This window comes from Acinetobacter ihumii, assembly GCF_900625095.1.
GTDB lineage: Bacteria > Pseudomonadota > Gammaproteobacteria > Pseudomonadales > Moraxellaceae > Acinetobacter > Acinetobacter ihumii.
Genome location: NZ_LR130760.1, coordinates 2,322,704 through 2,340,921, shown reverse-complemented (window position 1 = coordinate 2,340,921; position 18,218 = coordinate 2,322,704). Strand labels below are relative to the sequence as shown.

Sequence of the window (18,218 nt, the reverse complement as noted above, 5' to 3'; positions counted from 1 at the left end):
GGCTTAAATACGGTTTTGGCTTATAATGTTTCACAAGTTTTTATGGAAGTGAATGTGTGAAAGTTATTTTTGCGGGAACACCTGAATTTGCCTCAACGGCTTTGGCTGCTTTACTCAAAACAGAACATGAGATTGTTGCCGTTTATACCCAGCCAGATCGCAAAGCAGGTCGTGGTCAAAAACTCACACCCTCTCCAGTCAAACAATTGGCACTTGAACAGGATTTGCCTGTCTATCAACCGCTACATTTTAAAGCGTCTACCGAAGAAGGACTGGCTGCGCAACAGCAATTGGCTGAACTGGAGGCAGATGTCATGGTAGTGGCAGCGTATGGCTTGATTTTGCCACAAGCCGTGTTAGATACGCCCAAGTATGGTTGTCTCAATATTCATGGTTCACTATTACCACGCTGGCGTGGTGCTGCCCCGATTCAACGTGCAATTGCTGCGGGGGATCAACAAACGGGTGTCACCATTATGCAAATGGCAGCAGGCTTAGATACAGGGGACATGCTGTATAAAACCTTTTACGATATTCAGGCGACGGATACCTCTGCTCGTTTGTACGAACAACTGGCTGTTCAAGGTGCAGAGGCGATTTGCAAAGTATTAGAGTCAGAGCAGAGTTTACAAAGCTATTTACACACTCGTCAGCAACAGGATGAAAGTCTGACCGTCTATGCGCAAAAACTCAATAAAATGGAAGCACGCATCGACTGGACTCAAGATGCGATTCAAATTGACCGTAACATTCGTGCCTTTAATCCGTGGCCTGTGGCATTTATTGCGCTTGATGAGAGCCACAATTTACGTGTCTGGAATTCCAACATTTCTTCCTTAGATGCTGATCATGCTCAAGCTGGCGAGATTATAGCCATTGACAAGCATGGCGTACATGTCGCCTGCGCCGCAGGAGTGGTTTGTTTAAATGCTATGCAATGGCCAGGCGGTAAAGCCTTAAATCCTGTACAAATTTTACAAACACAAAAATTGAGCGTGGGGCAAATCTTGCCATGAAACAGTTTCCTCGTCCGAGTACCGAACTCAATTTACGCGCTCAAGTGGTTGTGACTTTATTGCAGGTTCAACAAGGTCAATCTCTCGCGAGTTTATTACATCAACAACTCAATGAAATTCCTGAACGTGACCGTGCCTTGTTTCATGAGCTGGTCTTGGGCACGCTGCGCCAGTGGTATGCGCTCAAAGCAATTACGTTGCCTTTATTAACCAAACCTCTCAATAACGAAACCGTAGAAAGCTGTTTGTACTTAGGGCTGTATCAGGTGCTGTGTACTCGTATTCCAGCGCACGCGGCTATTTCTGAAACTGTCACTGCCAGTAAACAACTTGGATTTCATGCCCTCAGTGGCATCGTCAATGCGATTTTACGACGTGCTACCCGCGAAACAGAAGATTTCCAGCGTCAACTTCAGCAAGCCCATGGGCTGCCAAGCTGGCTGTACAAACGTTTAAAAAAGGATTGGCCTGAGCAAATCAATACGCTATGTCAGCAGTTAAAACTCAGTGCTCCGCTTACCCTGCGTATTAACCAGCGACAAATTGGTCGGGATGATTATTTACAAGCCTTACAAGCACAAGATATTCAGGCTAAAGCCTGTACACGCTCCGAAGTCGCTATTGTGATTGAGCAATCCGTTCAAATTTCTGCCTTGCCTGGTTTTACTCAAGGCTGGTTTTCCGTACAGGATGAACATGCTCAACTTTGCGCCACGTTGTTAGCTCATCTTGATGAAAAAATCGTGCTAGATGCTTGCGCTGCACCGGGCGGAAAAACTGCACATTTGCTAGAAAAGTTTAAACCACAATCATTAATTGCGCTTGATCATGATGCAAAGCGTTTAGTTCGCGTCAGTGAAAATTTAAAACGCTTACAACTTGATCAAAGCCATATTGAGATCGTTACTGCGGATGCCACGACATGGCAAGCAAATCAGGCATTGGATTGTATTATTCTGGATGCACCCTGCTCTGCGATTGGTGTCATCCGTCGTCATCCAGATATTCGTTTATTACGCCAATCCACTGATATTGCCCAGACGGTTGAATTACAAAAGCAGATTTTGCACAATTTATGGCAACAATTGAAAATAGGTGGAACATTACTGTATATCACCTGTTCAATTTTAAAAGCCGAAAATGAACAGCAAATGATAGAGTTTTTTGCACAGCATCCAGATGCGAAAGAAATAAAAATCGAAGCCGACTGGGGAATGGCACAATGCTATGGACGCCAGCTTCTACCTGAGTCAGGACAGGGCGATGGATTTTATTATTGTCGTATTGAGAAAGTCGCCTAGTGCGACTTTTTTTAAAGCTTATCACTCAAACTAGACAAACTGGAAAATGACCAGACTGATCGCTAAGGCAGCCATACCTGAAACCAGCCCATACACGGTTTCATGCCCCTGACTATAGCGTTTTGCAGTAGGTAATAACTCATCTAGTGCCAGATACACCATCACTCCTGCAATGATGCCAAATACAATACCGTACACCATAGGTCCCATAAACGGAGCCAAAATAAAATATCCAAGAGCAGCACCAAAAGGTTCTGCCAAACCTGAAATTAGGCTGGCGTAAATGGCATAGGATTTCTTGCCAGTTGCCATATAAACAGGAACTGCAATCGCAATACCTTCAGGGATATTATGAATGGCGATAGCAACGGCCAAAGGTGCACCCAGAGTAGGACTGTCCAATGTTGCAAAAAAAGTCGCTAAACCTTCAGGAAAGTTATGTGCTGTGATGGCAAATAAGGTCAATAATGCAGTACGACGTATTTGAGCTTGATTCATTTCTAAAGTCGCCCTTTTTTCTACCATAGCATGTGGATTGGGCACAAAACGATCCAGCAATAAAATCAATATCACACCCAATAAAAATGCACAGGTTCCCCAAGCAAAACCAACTTTTGCAACAAAAATTTCAGAAAATGCATGAATTGATTTGTTTAAAATTTCAGTCAGGGAAATATAGACCATAGCCCCCGCAGAAAATGCCAGACCAAAAGACAATAATCGAAAACTGGGTTGCTTAAAAAATACGACGATTGCGCCGCCCAGCAAAGTCGCCAATCCCGCCAGAAAAGTGGTTAAGAACGCAATCAAAACATCTGGACTCAGTAAGGACGACATCATGATTGCACCTCAAAAATAGAAAGCCATTATCGTAAACGATAATGACTTTCATTTTCAATTTATATATACGTTTTAATTTTAAAGTGTGTGTTGATCCTTAACTTCTTCCAACACTTCATCTAGTTCTTCTGGATTTTTCATTAAATGTAGGATGGATAATGCCAATCCTCCCCACAGAAAAACCATGGAAATGATCATCATCACAATAGCAGAAGTATTCATTTAAACTCTCCTAGCGATCTTTCATCTTAGATAAAACCACCGCAACCACCGCACAGAAGGCGACACAGCCCCAGCCAAACAACCATTGCATGCTCGCACTATAATCTCCATAACCTTTGGTGATCAAACTAAAAACGGTCATGGTCAGAGTGACCAATAAAATCAGAGAAGTAATCACCGTCAGGGTAAAATCCCAGCCTTTGCCCAATTGAACAGTTGAAATGGCATTAACATGATCACGCAATTGTATCAGTGCAGAACGTTTAAACCATGCTACGGCAATAATAGACAGCAGTGCTCCGCCAATAATACCAATGTTATTGATAAAGTGGTCAACAATATCGACCAGTTTAATCGCGTTGACACTGGAAAAGAGTATGATGGAAACAACAGCACTTCCGCCGCCTACAATGGTGACCGCCTTGCGACGTCCCCATTTCAGTTTATCCTGCATGGCCGCAATCGGAACTTCTAAAATACTCACCATTGAAGAAATACCCGCAACAAATAATGAGGCAAAGAACAGAATTCCGAATAAATCAGCCCCAGCACCTAAACTGGAAATAATTTTAGGGAATGCGATAAACGCCAGACCAATGCCTCCACTCACAACGTCCTGAACATTTGTTTGTGCGGCATGAGCCATAAAACCCAATGCGGCAAAAATTCCAATACCGGCCAAAATTTCTGTTGAAGCATTGGCAAAACCCACAATCAACCCAGAACCTGTCAAATTGGTTTTCGGTTTTAGGTAGGACGCATAGGTCACCATAATCCCGAAGCCCACAGACAAAGAGAAAAAGGTATGTCCATAAGCTGCAAGCCAGACTTTGTAGTCCATCATGGCTGCCCAGTTCGGTGTAAAGAATGCGTTTAAACCTTGTACTGCACCCGGTAAACGTAGCGCTTGAATCACCAGAATGGTAAATAAAACAAAAAGCAAAGGCATGAAAATTTTATTGGACAGTTCTACGCCTTTTTTGACGCCGCCATATAAAATAATTAAGGTGAGTGCCCAAATGCCTAAAATCGGCCAGAATAAATGTCCGACAAAGCGTAAATCGAAGCTTGTCGCTTCACTGGTTTGCAAATAGGTCTTAAAGAAAAATCCTTCAGGATCATTTCCCCACATCTGGCCAACTGAAAAGTACACATAACTGCCTGCCCATGTCAGCACACTGGCGTAATATAAACCGATGATGATACAGACACAGACCTGCCACCAACCCAGCGTTTCACCGCCACGAAACAATGTTCGATACGCTTTGGGAGGAGAGTTTCTGGCCTTATGACCAACGGCATAGTCTAAAAATAACAGCGGTAAACCTGCTGTAATTAATGCCAAAAGATAGGGAATTAAAAATGCCCCACCCCCATTTTCATAGGCAACATAAGGAAAACGCCAAATGTTACCTAAACCGACTGCTGAACCTACCGCAGCGATAATAAAACCTGATCGTGATGACCAGTTTTCACGAGTATCTGTCATAAATAGATGATTCCTTCGCGCGATTCTTGCATTCAAGATTTATAAGAAATATTGCAAGAACAGTACCATGTCCAAAATTCTGTTTGTTCTGGAGTGAAATGAACCTTTTGAGTACAGTTTTTCATCCAGAGCGATAAAAAATTGTGCCTTCTGCCTTAAAGAGGGTGCAGTTTTTTATCGTTTTAATGATTGAACAATACCTGCTTTTTTTGTAATTTTCTCAAAATTTCTTGGAAATAAGCATAATATCCCTTCAATTTTGAGTACATCTGCCTAATTAAACAGCATTTTTAAATCTTAATTTAAGTTTTATTAGCTCTATTCTGCATTAACAGCTTATGGTCGACGGGTTTAATACCAGAAAAGTCACACCCTGACTATTTGCTTTTATATTCTCTGGACTACGTTCCACGTGAAACAATGGATTTTATTTTAGTATGTTCAACCAAACTCCAGCATTTATAGCCATAAACACTGGAGCCGCACCAACAATAGGCTGATTAGTTCTGCTTAATGACCAAGAGTCTCTCTTCCTGCATATCACGAATGGCGGAGTGAACACCTTCACGCCCTAATCCCGAATCTTTCACGCCGCCATAGGGCATGTTATCGACACGGAAAGTTGGAATGTCGTTAATAATCACGCCTCCCACCTGCAACTGTTGCCATGCATACATCATTTTATTCAGGTTCTGGGTATAGACGCCGGCCTGTAAACCAAATCGACTGCTATTAATTTTGGCAATTCCCTGCTCAAAACTTTTATATTTCTCTAAGATGGCAATCGGTCCAAACGCTTCGTCTTTATAAATTTCCAGTTTTTCATCGACATTTTCAAGTAGAGTTGCCTCAAACAATACCCCTTCGAGTGTTCCACCAGTCAAAATTTTGGCGCCTTTTTTCTCAGCTTTATCGAGCCATTTTTTTAATCTTACCGCTTCTTTTTCCTTAATCATCGGTCCAACAATCGTCGTCTCCAAATCAGGATCACTGGCTTTTAGCTTTTTCACTTTAGCGACTAGTTTTTTCCTCAATTCCGCATAAATATCAGCATGTGCCAAAATGCGCTGCACACTAATACACACCTGCCCCGACTGGCCATACGCACCTGCAATTAAACGGTCAATTAAGGCATCACTCAGTTCCGTATCTGGTTCAATTAAAACTGCTGCATTACCACCGAGTTCCAGCGTGACTTTTTTGCGACCTGCACGCGCTTTCATGTCCCAACCGACCTGATCCGATCCTGTAAAACTGAGCATTTTAAAGCGATCATCGGTGACCAAACTATCAGCCGCTGTGCGATCACATGGTAAAATCGACCATGCCCCTTTGGGCAAATCCGTTTCAGCCAAAATTTCTGCAATTTTGATCGCACTAATGGGTGTTAAACTGGCGGGCTTTAACACAAACGGACAACCTGCGGCAATCGCAGGGGCAATTTTATGCGCAGTTAAATTCAGTGGAAAATTAAATGGGCTGATCAGCGAAATCGCACCAATCGGCACATGTCTGACCATCCCCTGATAAGCCGCAGCAGCAGGCGTAACGGCCAAAGGCAGTAGGCGACCCTGTTCCATTTGCGTAGTTGCATCTGCTGCCAACTGAAAGGTGTTAATTAAACGTTCGACTTCTGCCGCCGCCGCAGTTCTTGGTTTACCCCCCTCAGCAATCAAAATTTCAGTCAATAGATTTTTTTCTTCCTTAAAACGTTTCACACAATGCAATAATATTTGTTGTTTTTGATATGGTTTTAATGCGGCCATTTCAGCTTCAGCCTTAACCGCAGCAGCAGTTGCTTTTTCAATGGTTTTCGCATCAGCTAAAGCCACTTTCGCATATAACTCACCATGAAACTTATGATGAACTTCTAGCCATTGATCAGTTTTAGCTGCTTTACCCGCAACATAAAGTGGATATTCATCAGGTATTTGATTTTTTGTCGACATAATTCTTCCCTTTTTAAACGGAGTCGCTGTATTTCAATGCTTATTCTTATATCATGCGCTGATTATGCCGATTTATCGGCTGTGATTGCGTAACAAACGCAATCTCATCAATTTTTTAACCGCTCAAGGAACGATTTTGATAATGAAAATACTGCAAAGTACCCTCTGTATCATGAGTTTAGGATTAAGTAGTTTTGCTCAAGCTGATTTTATCGGCGTGACTGGGGATATCGCTTACTGGAGCGTGGATGGCGATCTAACAAACCATCGATCTGGAAACTTATCTTATGATTCAAATAGTGATCAATGGATACTTGACCCCTATGCTGGTACATCCAATAAATATAACATCGATCGTGATGGTGCTTTTCAGGCCTCACTTGCGATTGAGCATCCTGTACCCTTAATTCCCAATGTGAAATTGAAATACACCCAGCTGGATGTTGATGCAAATAACAATAACTACCTGCTCAATCAGTCCAACATCGATCTGGATCAGACTGATCTCATTTTGTATTACGAAATTTTAGATAATATTGTGACTGCGGATGTGGGTTTAGGTGTACTCAAACTGGATGGACAAGTTAAACAGTACGATGACAATTTTTACACAACGATTAAAATTGACGGCTACAACCCACTGGCTTATGCGCAAGTCGGCGCAAAACTCCCATTTACAGGATTGAGTGCTCGAGCTGAAATGCTGTATAGCGATTACGATGACGCTAAAATTACTGATTTTCAAGCAGAATTACAATACAACATGATTGAAAACCTTTTGATTGATGTTGGCGCAAAAATTGGTTATCGAGTATTAAATATTGATATACAAGAGCATGAAGATCAGTTAAAAATGGAATTTAAAGGACCCTATATCGGTCTACAAGCACATTTTTAAACTTTTCTTTACAGCAAACGCTCTTAAAATATAAGGGCTTTTCACTATCAGACTGACCACTGCCCATGAAAGTTTTTTATTGTCATAACTGCCATCATCAGGTGTTTTTTAATAATACCTACTGTGAAAATTGCAATACCCTTCTGGGCTATCAAGTCACGAAAAAAACCATGGGCACATTTGAAGCAATCGAGCCACTCAAATGGAGAAGTCTTAATCCCAAAGATCAAAATGCACTGTTCAAACCCTGCTATAACTATAGTCAAAATCAAGTCTGTAACTGGATGATTCCATTTGACGATGAGCATATCTATTGTGAATCCTGTCGTCTTACTCACACTATTCCAGACCTGTCTGAACCGCAAAATATTCTCTATTGGCAACGCTTGGAACAAGCAAAACGCCGTTTTTTATATCTGACCCAGCAGCTGAATATTTTTCCACGACCCAAAAAAAATGATGATGATCGTTATGGCTTACGCTTTAATTTTTTAATGCCACAGCCCAATGATCCTGTCATGACAGGTCATCAATTGGGTACCATTACATTAAATGCCAGCGAAGCCGATGTCGTGCATCGCGAAAAAACCCGCCTGGATATGCAAGAAAATTATCGAACGGTTCTAGGTCATTTTAGACATGAAAGCGGGCATTATTATTTCGATATTTTGGCGCATTTATATCCAGAATGGTTAAAAGAATTTCGTTTCTATTTCGGAGATGAACGTCAAGACTATGGACATGCTTTAGAAGAATATTACCAACATGGACCAGCTCTAAATTGGCAAGATCATTACATCAGCCGCTATGCCTGTGCGCATCCTTGGGAAGATTGGGCTGAGACGTGGGCACATTATTTACATATGATGGACACACTGGATACAGCCTACCATACAGGCATGTGCATTGAAGCAAATCATCGTATCGATCCAGACATGCATTTTAAAGAGTCACCGATTGGCTCACTTGATTTTGAGCATACACTGACCAACTGGTTTGCCTTAAGTTATGCATTAAATGGCTTAAACCGCAGTATGGGATTACAAGACGCCTATCCCTTTACACTGTCAAATGGAGTGCTGGATAAGCTTAGATTTATTCATCGTACCCTTATGAAAACTGCATTGAAACCTGAAACACGCCATTCCGATGAGTCTGAGTCAACATAAACCAGTATATGGCTTAAGAACTTTGAGTTACCTTTAAACTCTCTTCAGCCATTGAAGATCAGACACATTCATATACCTGAATATAACTAATCTCTACACTGTATATCTACATGACACAGATTATCCATCAAACTGCAACAGCCCAGTTTGCATAATCCACTATTCTGAATAAGTACGATAACAATCAGGATAAAGCTCATGGCAAAAAAAGCACTTTTTATTAGCTCTAACGTCGGTATAGAACACGACGAACTCATTAAACCCTTAGAGTTTTTACAATCAAAAGGCATTGAAACCATTCATGCAGCAGAGCAACAGCAAGATGTACAAACCGTCAAAGGTGACACAGAATTAGGACCAACATATGCTCCACAAAGCACTTTAGACAAAGTCAATCCAGAGGATTATGACATCTTGGTCATTCCAGGGGGAACCGTCAATGCCGATACCTTAAGGATTAATACAGATGCACAAACTATCATTCAGCATTTTACCGATCACGCTAAACCGATTGCTGCAATCTGTCACGCACCTTGGACCTTAATTGATGCAGAACGCATTAAAGATAAAAATCTGACCTCTTATAAAAGCATACGCCTAGATCTGGAAAATGCAGGTGCGCATTGGGTAGATGAAGCCGTCCATCGATGCAACACAGGGGGTTGGGTATTGATTACCTCTCGTAATCCAGATGATATTCCTGACTTTAATCAGGCGATATTAAAAGAACTGGATTAGAAAAAAAGAGAGGATACTTTATCTTATCCAATTTTTAAAATACCCAAAAAAAATCCCCCCTAACCGTTAAGTTAGGGGGGATTTAAATTTAAAAGCTGGCGATGACTTACTCTCACATGGCCAATGCCACACTACCATCAGCGCGAAGAGGTTTCACTTCTGAGTTCGGGAAGGGATCAGGTGGTTCACTCTTGCTATTGTCGCCAGCAAACTTTTCCTGACTTAAATTTCGCTCAAATAAACTTCGAGTAATTTAAACCAATTCATCAATGATAATTTATCGATCAATCAATCAGTAAAAATCCACACAAGTTGTTCTTCTTCAATTCTTAATGATCTTATTACTACCTCGTCAGTAGTAATTCAACGCAATACTATACCCTCAAATCTTAGCCCTAAACCAAGATCTTCATCGTGTGTCGCGTCGGGATGAGTGCATTATAGGGCAATTTTTTACACAAGCAAGCGCTTTTAACTCATTGTTTTATCGTGTGTTCTATTTTTGCGCACCAATTAAGTTCATATTGTATGTAAAAATACTGTAACCAATTCATTATAAAGCAGAAATATTAGTTTCATATTTCTGCTTTATTGTTTGTTATTTGGCAATTTTTTGTGGCTTAATCTGTACACTGAGTATTTTGATGGGTTGTTTCGGGACGTTTTGATAAGAACCAATGGTCGTTGTTGGAACTTTAACGATTTTATCAACCACATCCATGCCTTTCGTTACTTTACCAAACACGGCATAACCTACATCTGCTGGAGAAGCATTCAGGAAGTTATTATCCGCCACATTAATAAAGAATTGGCTGGTGGCAGAGTTTGGATTACTGGTCCGTGCCATTGCTAAAGTACCGCGTGTGTTTTTAAGACCATTATTTGCTTCATTTTTAATAGCAGGGCGCGTTGCTTTTTCTTTTAAGTTTATATCCATGCCACCGCCCTGAATCATAAATCCAGGAATCACGCGATGAAAAATCGTGCCTGTATAGAAGTTACTTTTTACATAGTTTTCAAAATTTTTACTGGAAATAGGAGCTTGCTCATTAAAGAGTTCAATTTCGATATTACCCATTGATGTTTTCATTTCTATTAAGGTATTAGCAAAAACTTGCAGACTCATTAAACATCCTGTTGCCAACAACGCGACTTTCTTGAACATGGTGATTCCTTTTATTGATTCTTTTGCACCTTAACATAATCTATTAATTTTATATTTTGATCGGCTGATCTATTTTTGTATACGAGCATTCATGTTCCACGTGAAACATGAATGCCGCTATTGATCAGACTGACTTAGCTATTTTTGTCCCAAAACTTGCGGAAAGCTTTACTCATTTGAATTAAGTTGGCTTTGGCTTTACTGGAAATAGGCGTAAGATTAATAAAACCATGGGCTTGATCTAAATATTCATCATATTGAACTTTGACCCCATTTTGGCGCAATTTGTGACTATAGATCTCACCTTCATCATGCAGTAAATCATGACCAGCAGTGACCACATAGGCAGGAGCCAATTTTTTCAGTTGACCGTAAGTGGGTGAAACGAGCGGATCAGTCAATTCAAGATTATGCTGGGTGACATAGTAGTCTGTCACATAGTCTACATCTCGACCTGTTAACACCAAACCATCTTTATAGGCATAGAAAGATGGATGGCGACTTTTAAAATCAACCGTTGGATAGATCAGGAACTGGGCTTGAGGTGCATAGGATTTACCGACGGTACGTTGTGCAACCACGGTACTGATATTGCCACCTGCACTATCACCTGCCACAGCAATACGGTTTTTCAAAATTTTAAAATAACGACGATTTTGATAAACCCATGCTAAGGCATCTTCACAGGATTGGATGAGATGTTTGGGTGAAAATTCGGGTGCCAAGGGATATTCAATGCTTAATACCTGTGCGTTGGCTGATTTGGCAATGAGACGACATGCTTCGTCATGAGTTTCGACATTCCCCACCACAAATCCGCCACCATGATAGAATACAATCATGGGCAATTTTTTGTTGGGATGTGGATGATAGTGTCTGGCAAAGATGGTGCCACTTTGTAGAGGCAAGCGGATATCTTCAACACATTCGATTGGCGTTGCTTTGCGTCGAATAGATTGCATTTGCTGTTCAAAGTTTTGACGCGAGAGATCGATATTTTCTCCAATAAAACCACTCTGCCCCTGTTTGAGCTGTAAGGCCATGAGGCATTTAGTAAAACTGTCTAATTGGGGATATTGATAAGGATAGGCGAGCAGTTTAACCAGTGACTCCTGCACAAAAGCAGGAAGTTTATCCAAGGCACGTGCTGCTGGTCCCTGCCCTTTTTCTAATAATGCCTGAAGCTTTTGCTGCGATAAATTCACTAAATACTTCTCCCTAACATGCCTGTTTATTCATTTTTTCTACATATTGATGTGTGTTTTGACTATATTCGTATACAAGACACTTAATCAAGCTACATTTCCTTAGTTTTTCCTACGCTAATCGCAATCAAAATAAAAGTCATTGACTCAAATCGAATTGGGTTATGGGTCATTTTGCCATGAGTCTGATCAATCGAGGGAAAAAGAAAATGAGCAGAAAAGTGATTAAAGTGTTTTTAGTCTCAGTGACCACAGCCATGCTTTTTGTAGGCTGCGTTGCGTTTCCAGAAGAACATCATCGTGGTGGTTATGGACATCATTATCCAGATCGTGGGGATGATCGTGACCGAGATTACCACAAAGATCGACGAGATCGTGACTATCGTCAAGACCGAAACAACGGCAGAGATTGGGACAGACGCTGGAATCGTCCTGATGGACGCTGGAAATATGCAGATCGTGACTAAATCTTATATTGTGAAAATGGAAAAGCCTCAATCAAAATTGATTGAGGCTTTTTTCGTACTGTAGACATCCTGTTCCAATATTTAAGTACGAACACGCAAACATCCTGTTCACCATAAAATAACAATATATCAAACATAGCCTCTATTGAAGTACGATAAGCCGCTATGTTTGTGCGTTATTTCTGCCTCATATGTCTGTTTTCAACCACGCATTCGGTAGCAGCCGATCTGCAATGAAGTGTTATGGTGGCATCCGATTAACACTTCATTTGAGTCAAAAACTGACCTTTAGCTTCGTCATGAACATTACTGAACTGGCGTTGCCTCAGGTGCAATTTGTGGTGCTTCAGGTGAAGCCTGCACAGGTTGGGTTTGTGTTGAAGTATCTGCTTGAACAGCAACACCCGCTTGAGTCTCAGTCGGTGCTTCAGGGCTTGCAGCTGTTTGTGTGCTGCCCGATGCATGTACACCTGCTTCAGAGGCACAGCCCACTGCGGTAAATGCAACACCTGCGAATACTAGAGATAATAGACCGAATTTCTTCATTGTGTCTTTCCTTTCATTATGACAAAAAATGCAAAGTCCAACTTTGCGCTGCCTATGATTCACAATTTTTTTTAATGAAACTCGCATCATTGGTTGGTATTTTTAGAGAGAGACGTACATATTGTGCAATTTTTTTTAAACAGCCCAATTTTATCTAAATTTCCACACGCATCATTTAAATAAATTCATAACTAACCAAGATCATTCAATATTTCCATGAAAAAAAGTCAATAAAACCCGTATTTTGACCTTTAAACGTTCCACTCTCTTTTTCATAAATACTATAAATCGTTACATCTTTATTTTTATTACCCTAAAGTTTTTGCGGATGTAAATAAGCCTTTTAACCCGAAAAGTCCCTTTCTACGCCTAAGTAATCAAAACCACTACAAGGTGTAATACTCGCTTATAGACGGTTTTGATTGATTTAAAATCTCTGGATTTATGGCCATTTCACTTCGCCCTTCACCACTTTGGCACCTAAGCCCAAGCTTTCGGTATCTTTTAGTTTTGGATAATTGCGCTGCATGCTTTTCGTTAGTTGCTCCGCAGTTTCTGTGGTTTTTACGGCCTGTTCATAACTTTTCAGATAGTCAATTGAAAAATTAACCGCATCAAGTCCTTCTGGCGTATTGGCCAGCATATGTGCAGGCAATACAGTTTTAGGATGTAAGGCTTTGATGCTTTGTAATGTTTGAATGACAGCAGCGCGATCTTGAGTCGTTGGCGTATCTGCCATCCATAAATGAATCCCTGAGGACACTGGAATTCCACCGACCACTGCTTTAATTGATGGGATCCAGAGATAGGTCAATTCTTGCTGACCTTTAATTTCAATGGTTTCATGTTCAAGTTTGAGTGTTTTTGCTGTATAGGCTTGTGGTATGACGATCTGGCTTGGCGCGTTGTCCCCCATTTGAGGTGACCAATATTTGACTTTTAAGGCATGGGTCTGCTGAATGTGTTGCACTGTTTCTGGGGTTGCAATCACTTTGGCATGTGGAAAATAATGCTTGAATACATCCAGACCAAAATAAAAATCAGGATCACCATAACTGATAAAAATGGTGGTTAAGGTTTTTCCACTGTCCAGAATTTCAGCCGCTAGTCGCAGTGCTTCTGATTTTGAAAATTGGGCATTGACCAATAACACCTCATTGTCACTTTCAATCAGAGCTGAAGTCACACCAAAATGCTGCGGCTGTGATAGAAAATTTTTAATTTTTAAAGTATCTGCAAATGATGCTTGTGACATGATCATGCTGTTTATCGCCAATAGTATCGTAGCAGTTTTAAAGCGACTCATTCTGTTCTCCTGTCCATTATCCTCACTTTAATTTGCATTTTTTGTTAAATAAAGTCACATAATCAAGATAAACTGTTGCATATTTTGCAATAATTACATGTTTAAAACTTATGGATTCATTAAAAGCGATACAGGTTTTTGTCAGCATTGCCGAGCATGGCAGTTTAAGTCAGGCTGCTGAACATTTAAATTATTCAAGAGCCATGGTGTCACGTTATCTGGATCACTTGGAACATACTTTTTCAGTCCGCTTGTTTCAGCGTAATACCCGTAAAATTTCACTTACGCCTGCGGGAGAAAAAGCCCTGCGTTATTGTGAAAATATTTTGCAACAACAAGCACTTTTAACTGAACTGGCAGCGCACGAACAACAAACAGGCACTATTCGCCTGACCTGCGGTCTTTTTTTGTATCAGATGGGTTTGAATGAATGCCTGCGTGCGTTTAAGCAACAATATCCTCAAGTGCAGTTTGAAATCATACTGACAGAAAACACAGTGGATTTAATTGAAGGTCAAGCTGATTTAGCCTTGCGAATTACCCAGAAAGTCGCAGATGGGCTGATTGCCCGCCCTGTTTTTACCATTGAGTCGGTGTTTTGCGCCCATCCTGACTATTTAAAGCAGCATCCCCCGCTTATACATCCGAGGCAATTGATTCAATACGACTGTATCACTCATCAGTCTTCCAGTCAGTTCTGGAGTATGTTGGATCAGCAGCAGCAACCGCAAAATTATCCTTTAAATAGTACCTTTCGAAGTAATGAGGTAAATGCTCTGTATGATATGTGTATCCATGCACAAGGGATTGCTATGTTACCTCGACATTTAGTGCAAAATGATATTTCAGGAGGTCAATTAACCGCATTATTTTCTGAATTTACAGCACCAGATTTGACGCTCTCTTTGGTATATGCCTCTAGGCAACATTTACCCAAGATGATTCAGCAATGTATTGTGTTTTTAACTGAGAACCTCAGTTTTTATTTAAATAAATAAAATTAAAGAAATTTAAATATCACTGGACGCTTGAATTTTTATGCGATGCCCACACTTCATCCATTATTCATCAAGAAACGACATTCATGGCAGTTCAGCAGAATGCAGTTGCAAATACTGGTATGCCAAAAGGACTGTACATGTTTAAAAACCCATTTAAACGGAGATCATCAATGGCTAATGAGCACAATGAGCAAGCTCAAGACATTCAAAATGAGCAGCAAGCTGAACAAACTCAAACTGAAGGTGTAGAGCTGGCAAACGAGCTTAGCGTTGAAGATTTACAAGCTCAATTGACCAAACTCGAAGAAAGCTTAAAGCTGGAAAAAGCGCGTACGGCCAATGCCGTTTATGAAGCACAAAAGAGCGTAGAACGTATCCAGCGTGAATCTGAAAAACATAAAGAAACGGTGCTGGAAAAATTTGCCAAAGAATTACTGGATTCTGTTGATAATCTGGAACGTGCAATTCAGGCTGCTGGCGATGAACAAACGCCTGTACTTGAAGGTGTGAAACTCACTTTGAAGTCGCTACTGAGCACACTAGAAAAATTTGGCGTCGTTGAAGCAGATACTCAACATGGTTTCAATGCAGATTTACATCAAGCTGTTGGAATTGACCCAAATGCTAAAGCCAATGAAATTGGCACGGTATTACAAAAAGGCTATACCTTAAATGGTCGTCTACTGCGTCCTGCAATGGTCATGGTCGGTCAATAAAATTGAGAAAAGCCATTTTAGATAAGGTCTAAAGTGCAGCAATTTGAGAGTTTTTTGATTTTTTTTAATAAAAATCCTTGAAAAAAAACAATTAACTCTCATATCGAATAACAAGCAAAACATTGCAAAAAAATTTGAGGAATACAGCAAATGGCAAAAATTATTGGTATTGACTTAGGTACAACCAACTCATGTGTGGCCGTACTTGAAGGCGATAAAGTTAAAGTCATCGAAAACGCTGAAGGCGCACGTACAACGCCTTCTATCATCGCGTACAAAGATGGCGAGATCTTGGTGGGTCAAAGTGCAAAACGCCAAGCAGTGACCAACCCTAAAAATACATTATTCGCGATTAAGCGTTTAATTGGTCGTCGTTATGAAGATCAAGCCGTACAAAAAGATATTGGTTTGGTGCCTTACAAAATCATCAAAGCAGACAATGGCGATGCTTGGGTTGAAGTCAACGACAAAAAATTGGCGCCGCAACAGGTTTCTGCTGAAATCTTGAAAAAGATGAAGAAAACTGCGGAAGACTACTTAGGTGAAACTGTCACTGAAGCAGTGATTACTGTTCCGGCTTACTTTAATGATGCGCAACGTCAAGCAACTAAAGACGCGGGTAAAATTGCAGGTCTTGATGTTAAACGCATTATTAACGAACCAACGGCTGCGGCACTTGCGTTCGGTATGGACAAAAAAGAAGGCGACCGTAAAGTTGCAGTTTACGATTTGGGTGGCGGTACTTTTGACGTATCGATCATTGAAATTGCAGACCTTGATGGCGACCAGCAAATTGAAGTGTTATCTACTAACGGTGATACTTTCCTTGGTGGTGAAGACTTTGATAATGCCTTAATTGAATACTTGGTTGAAGAGTTCAAGAAAGAACAAAGTGTCAATCTGAAAAATGATCCACTTGCATTACAACGTTTGAAAGAAGCGGCTGAAAAAGCAAAAATCGAGCTTTCTTCATCAAATGCAACTGAAATCAACCTACCATACATCACGGCTGATGCGACTGGTCCTAAACACTTGGTGATCAACGTTACTCGTGCAAAACTTGAAGGTTTAGTGGCTGAGTTAGTGGCACGTACCATTGAGCCTTGCCGTATCGCGCTTAAAGATGCGGGTCTTTCGACGTCTGACATCTCTGACGTAATCTTGGTGGGTGGTCAGTCTCGTATGCCAATGGTTCAACAAAAAGTTCAGGAATTTTTTGGCAAAGAACCACGTAAAGATGTAAACCCTGACGAAGCGGTTGCAATTGGTGCTGCGATTCAAGGTGCAGTATTGTCTGGTGACAAAACTGACGTACTTTTATTAGACGTAACACCATTAACCCTTGGTATTGAAACCATGGGCGGCGTATTGACTCCGATCATTGAGAAAAACACCACGATTCCTGCGAAGAAATCTCAAGTGTTCTCGACAGCAGCGGATAACCAACCTGCGGTAGACATTTCAGTTTATCAAGGTGAACGTAAAATGGCTCAACAAAACAAATTGTTGGGTAACTTCCAGTTAGGCGATATCCCACCTGCTCCACGTGGTGTACCGCAAATTGAAGTCTCGTTCGACATCAATGCAGATGGTATCTTAAAAGTATCTGCAAAAGATAAGAGCACGGGTAAAGAGCAATCGATCCAGATTAAAGCAAACTCAGGTTTGTCTGATGCTGAAATCGAAGCCATGATCAAAGATGCTGAAGCGAATGCTGAAGAAGATCGTAAATTTGAAGAATTGGCAAAAGCGCGTAATGAAGCGGATGCTCTAGTCTCTAGCTCGAACAAAGCAGTCAAAGATCTAGGTGACAAAGTCACTGAAGATGAAAAAACTGCGGTTGCAACAGCAGTATCTGAGCTTGAAGCAGCCACTAAAGAAAACGATGTAGACGACATCAAAGCGAAAACTGAAGCTTTGCAAAACATCTTGATGCCAATCACGCAACGTGCTTATGAACAAGCACAGGGTGCTGGCGGTGCAGAAGGTTTTGATCCAAATGCATTCCAAGGTGATGCGGGTCAACAACAAAAAGCGGATGATGGCGTGGTAGATGCTGAATTTACCGAAGTCAAAGACGACAAAAAATAATTTGTCTCTTTAAAGAAAGACCGCGCGTAAGCGCGGTTTTTTATTGAATTTTTTAAAATTTTGATTATAAACTCATCAACATCATATGTTGATCAAGAA

The 18,218-nt window shown here is 40.9% G+C and carries 17 protein-coding genes and 1 rRNA gene; 9 read left to right on the top strand and 9 right to left on the bottom strand.

Translation table 11 applies throughout. From position 1 onward, the window contains the following. Window positions 1–56 precede the first annotated feature (56 nt). Both fmt and rsmB read left to right on the top strand, forming a co-directional pair. Window positions 57–1,016, top strand: coding sequence for a methionyl-tRNA formyltransferase (fmt, locus tag E0D95_RS10990; RefSeq protein ID WP_130803833.1), 960 nt, complete (start codon window positions 57–59; stop codon window positions 1,014–1,016). Beyond that, on the top strand, window positions 1,013–2,317 hold the full coding sequence (rsmB, locus tag E0D95_RS10985) for a 16S rRNA (cytosine(967)-C(5))-methyltransferase RsmB (protein ID WP_130803832.1): 1,305 nt from the start codon (window positions 1,013–1,015) through the stop codon (window positions 2,315–2,317). The genes fmt and rsmB overlap by 4 nt, the downstream gene beginning before the upstream one ends. Window positions 2,318–2,347: 30 nt before the next feature. On the opposite strand, the gene zupT is transcribed toward rsmB, so the two are convergent. From zupT to E0D95_RS10965, 4 genes are all read right to left on the bottom strand, one after another. Continuing rightward, a complete protein-coding gene (zupT, locus tag E0D95_RS10980) occupies window positions 2,348–3,154 on the bottom strand; it encodes a zinc transporter ZupT (protein ID WP_130804895.1) in 807 nt (268 codons plus the stop codon). A gap of 81 nt (window positions 3,155–3,235) precedes the next feature. Continuing rightward, window positions 3,236–3,379 carry a methionine/alanine import family NSS transporter small subunit gene (locus tag E0D95_RS10975; RefSeq protein ID WP_067725673.1) on the bottom strand — a complete coding sequence of 48 codons (144 nt, stop codon included), beginning with the start codon at window positions 3,377–3,379 and terminating at the stop codon, window positions 3,236–3,238. A 10-nt stretch (window positions 3,380–3,389) separates the two neighbouring features. Then, window positions 3,390–4,868, bottom strand: coding sequence for a sodium-dependent transporter (locus E0D95_RS10970; RefSeq protein ID WP_130803831.1), 1,479 nt, complete (start codon window positions 4,866–4,868; stop codon window positions 3,390–3,392). Window positions 4,869–5,368: 500 nt separating this feature from the next. Further along, on the bottom strand, window positions 5,369–6,817 hold the full coding sequence (locus tag E0D95_RS10965) for an aldehyde dehydrogenase family protein (RefSeq protein WP_130803830.1): 1,449 nt from the start codon (window positions 6,815–6,817) through the stop codon (window positions 5,369–5,371). A gap of 142 nt (window positions 6,818–6,959) precedes the next feature. Between E0D95_RS10965 and E0D95_RS10960 the strand changes: the two genes are divergently transcribed. The 3 genes from E0D95_RS10960 (at window position 6,960) to E0D95_RS10950 (ending at window position 9,622) form a co-directional block, all read left to right on the top strand. Further along, window positions 6,960–7,715 (top strand): TIGR04219 family outer membrane beta-barrel protein, encoded by a 756-nt coding sequence (locus E0D95_RS10960; protein WP_130803829.1) that lies wholly within the window; start codon window positions 6,960–6,962, stop codon window positions 7,713–7,715. 65 nt (window positions 7,716–7,780) lie between these two features. Beyond that, window positions 7,781–8,884 (top strand): zinc-binding metallopeptidase family protein, encoded by a 1,104-nt coding sequence (locus E0D95_RS10955; RefSeq protein WP_130803828.1) that lies wholly within the window; start codon window positions 7,781–7,783, stop codon window positions 8,882–8,884. Between the two features lie 198 nt (window positions 8,885–9,082). Continuing rightward, window positions 9,083–9,622 (top strand): type 1 glutamine amidotransferase domain-containing protein, encoded by a 540-nt coding sequence (locus E0D95_RS10950; protein ID WP_130803827.1) that lies wholly within the window; start codon window positions 9,083–9,085, stop codon window positions 9,620–9,622. 93 nt (window positions 9,623–9,715) lie between these two features. Here E0D95_RS10950 and rrf read toward each other — a convergent pair. From rrf to E0D95_RS10935, 3 genes are all read right to left on the bottom strand, one after another. Beyond that, window positions 9,716–9,830 (bottom strand): 5S ribosomal RNA (gene rrf, locus E0D95_RS10945). 390 nt (window positions 9,831–10,220) lie between these two features. Beyond that, complete coding sequence (locus E0D95_RS10940) at window positions 10,221–10,787, bottom strand: peptidylprolyl isomerase (RefSeq protein ID WP_130803826.1); 567 nt, start codon at window positions 10,785–10,787, stop codon at window positions 10,221–10,223. 134 nt (window positions 10,788–10,921) lie between these two features. Then, the gene (locus tag E0D95_RS10935) at window positions 10,922–11,992 is read right to left on the bottom strand and encodes an alpha/beta hydrolase (protein WP_130803825.1); all 1,071 of its coding nucleotides are present in this window, start codon (window positions 11,990–11,992) and stop codon (window positions 10,922–10,924) included. A 209-nt stretch (window positions 11,993–12,201) separates the two neighbouring features. On the opposite strand from E0D95_RS10935, the gene E0D95_RS10930 reads away from it, so the two are divergent. Beyond that, the gene (locus E0D95_RS10930; RefSeq protein ID WP_228258855.1) at window positions 12,202–12,459 is read left to right on the top strand and encodes a hypothetical protein; all 258 of its coding nucleotides are present in this window, start codon (window positions 12,202–12,204) and stop codon (window positions 12,457–12,459) included. Between the two features lie 306 nt (window positions 12,460–12,765). Here the strand turns inward: E0D95_RS10930 and E0D95_RS10925 are convergent, their stop codons facing one another. Then, window positions 12,766–13,005, bottom strand: coding sequence for a hypothetical protein (locus tag E0D95_RS10925; protein ID WP_130803824.1), 240 nt, complete (start codon window positions 13,003–13,005; stop codon window positions 12,766–12,768). A gap of 442 nt (window positions 13,006–13,447) precedes the next feature. Next, window positions 13,448–14,311, bottom strand: coding sequence for an MBL fold metallo-hydrolase (locus E0D95_RS10920; protein WP_130803823.1), 864 nt, complete (start codon window positions 14,309–14,311; stop codon window positions 13,448–13,450). Between the two features lie 110 nt (window positions 14,312–14,421). Between E0D95_RS10920 and E0D95_RS10915 the strand changes: the two genes are divergently transcribed. The 3 genes from E0D95_RS10915 to dnaK all read left to right on the top strand — a co-directional run bounded on the left by E0D95_RS10915 (window position 14,422) and on the right by dnaK (window position 18,119). Further along, on the top strand, window positions 14,422–15,309 hold the full coding sequence (locus E0D95_RS10915; protein WP_130803822.1) for a LysR family transcriptional regulator: 888 nt from the start codon (window positions 14,422–14,424) through the stop codon (window positions 15,307–15,309). 173 nt (window positions 15,310–15,482) lie between these two features. Then, complete coding sequence (gene grpE / locus E0D95_RS10910; RefSeq protein WP_130804893.1) at window positions 15,483–16,028, top strand: nucleotide exchange factor GrpE; 546 nt, start codon at window positions 15,483–15,485, stop codon at window positions 16,026–16,028. Window positions 16,029–16,178: 150 nt separating this feature from the next. Continuing rightward, window positions 16,179–18,119, top strand: a complete 1,941-nt coding sequence (dnaK, locus tag E0D95_RS10905) for a molecular chaperone DnaK (RefSeq protein WP_130803821.1) — start codon at window positions 16,179–16,181, stop codon at window positions 18,117–18,119. Window positions 18,120–18,218 lie beyond the last annotated feature (99 nt).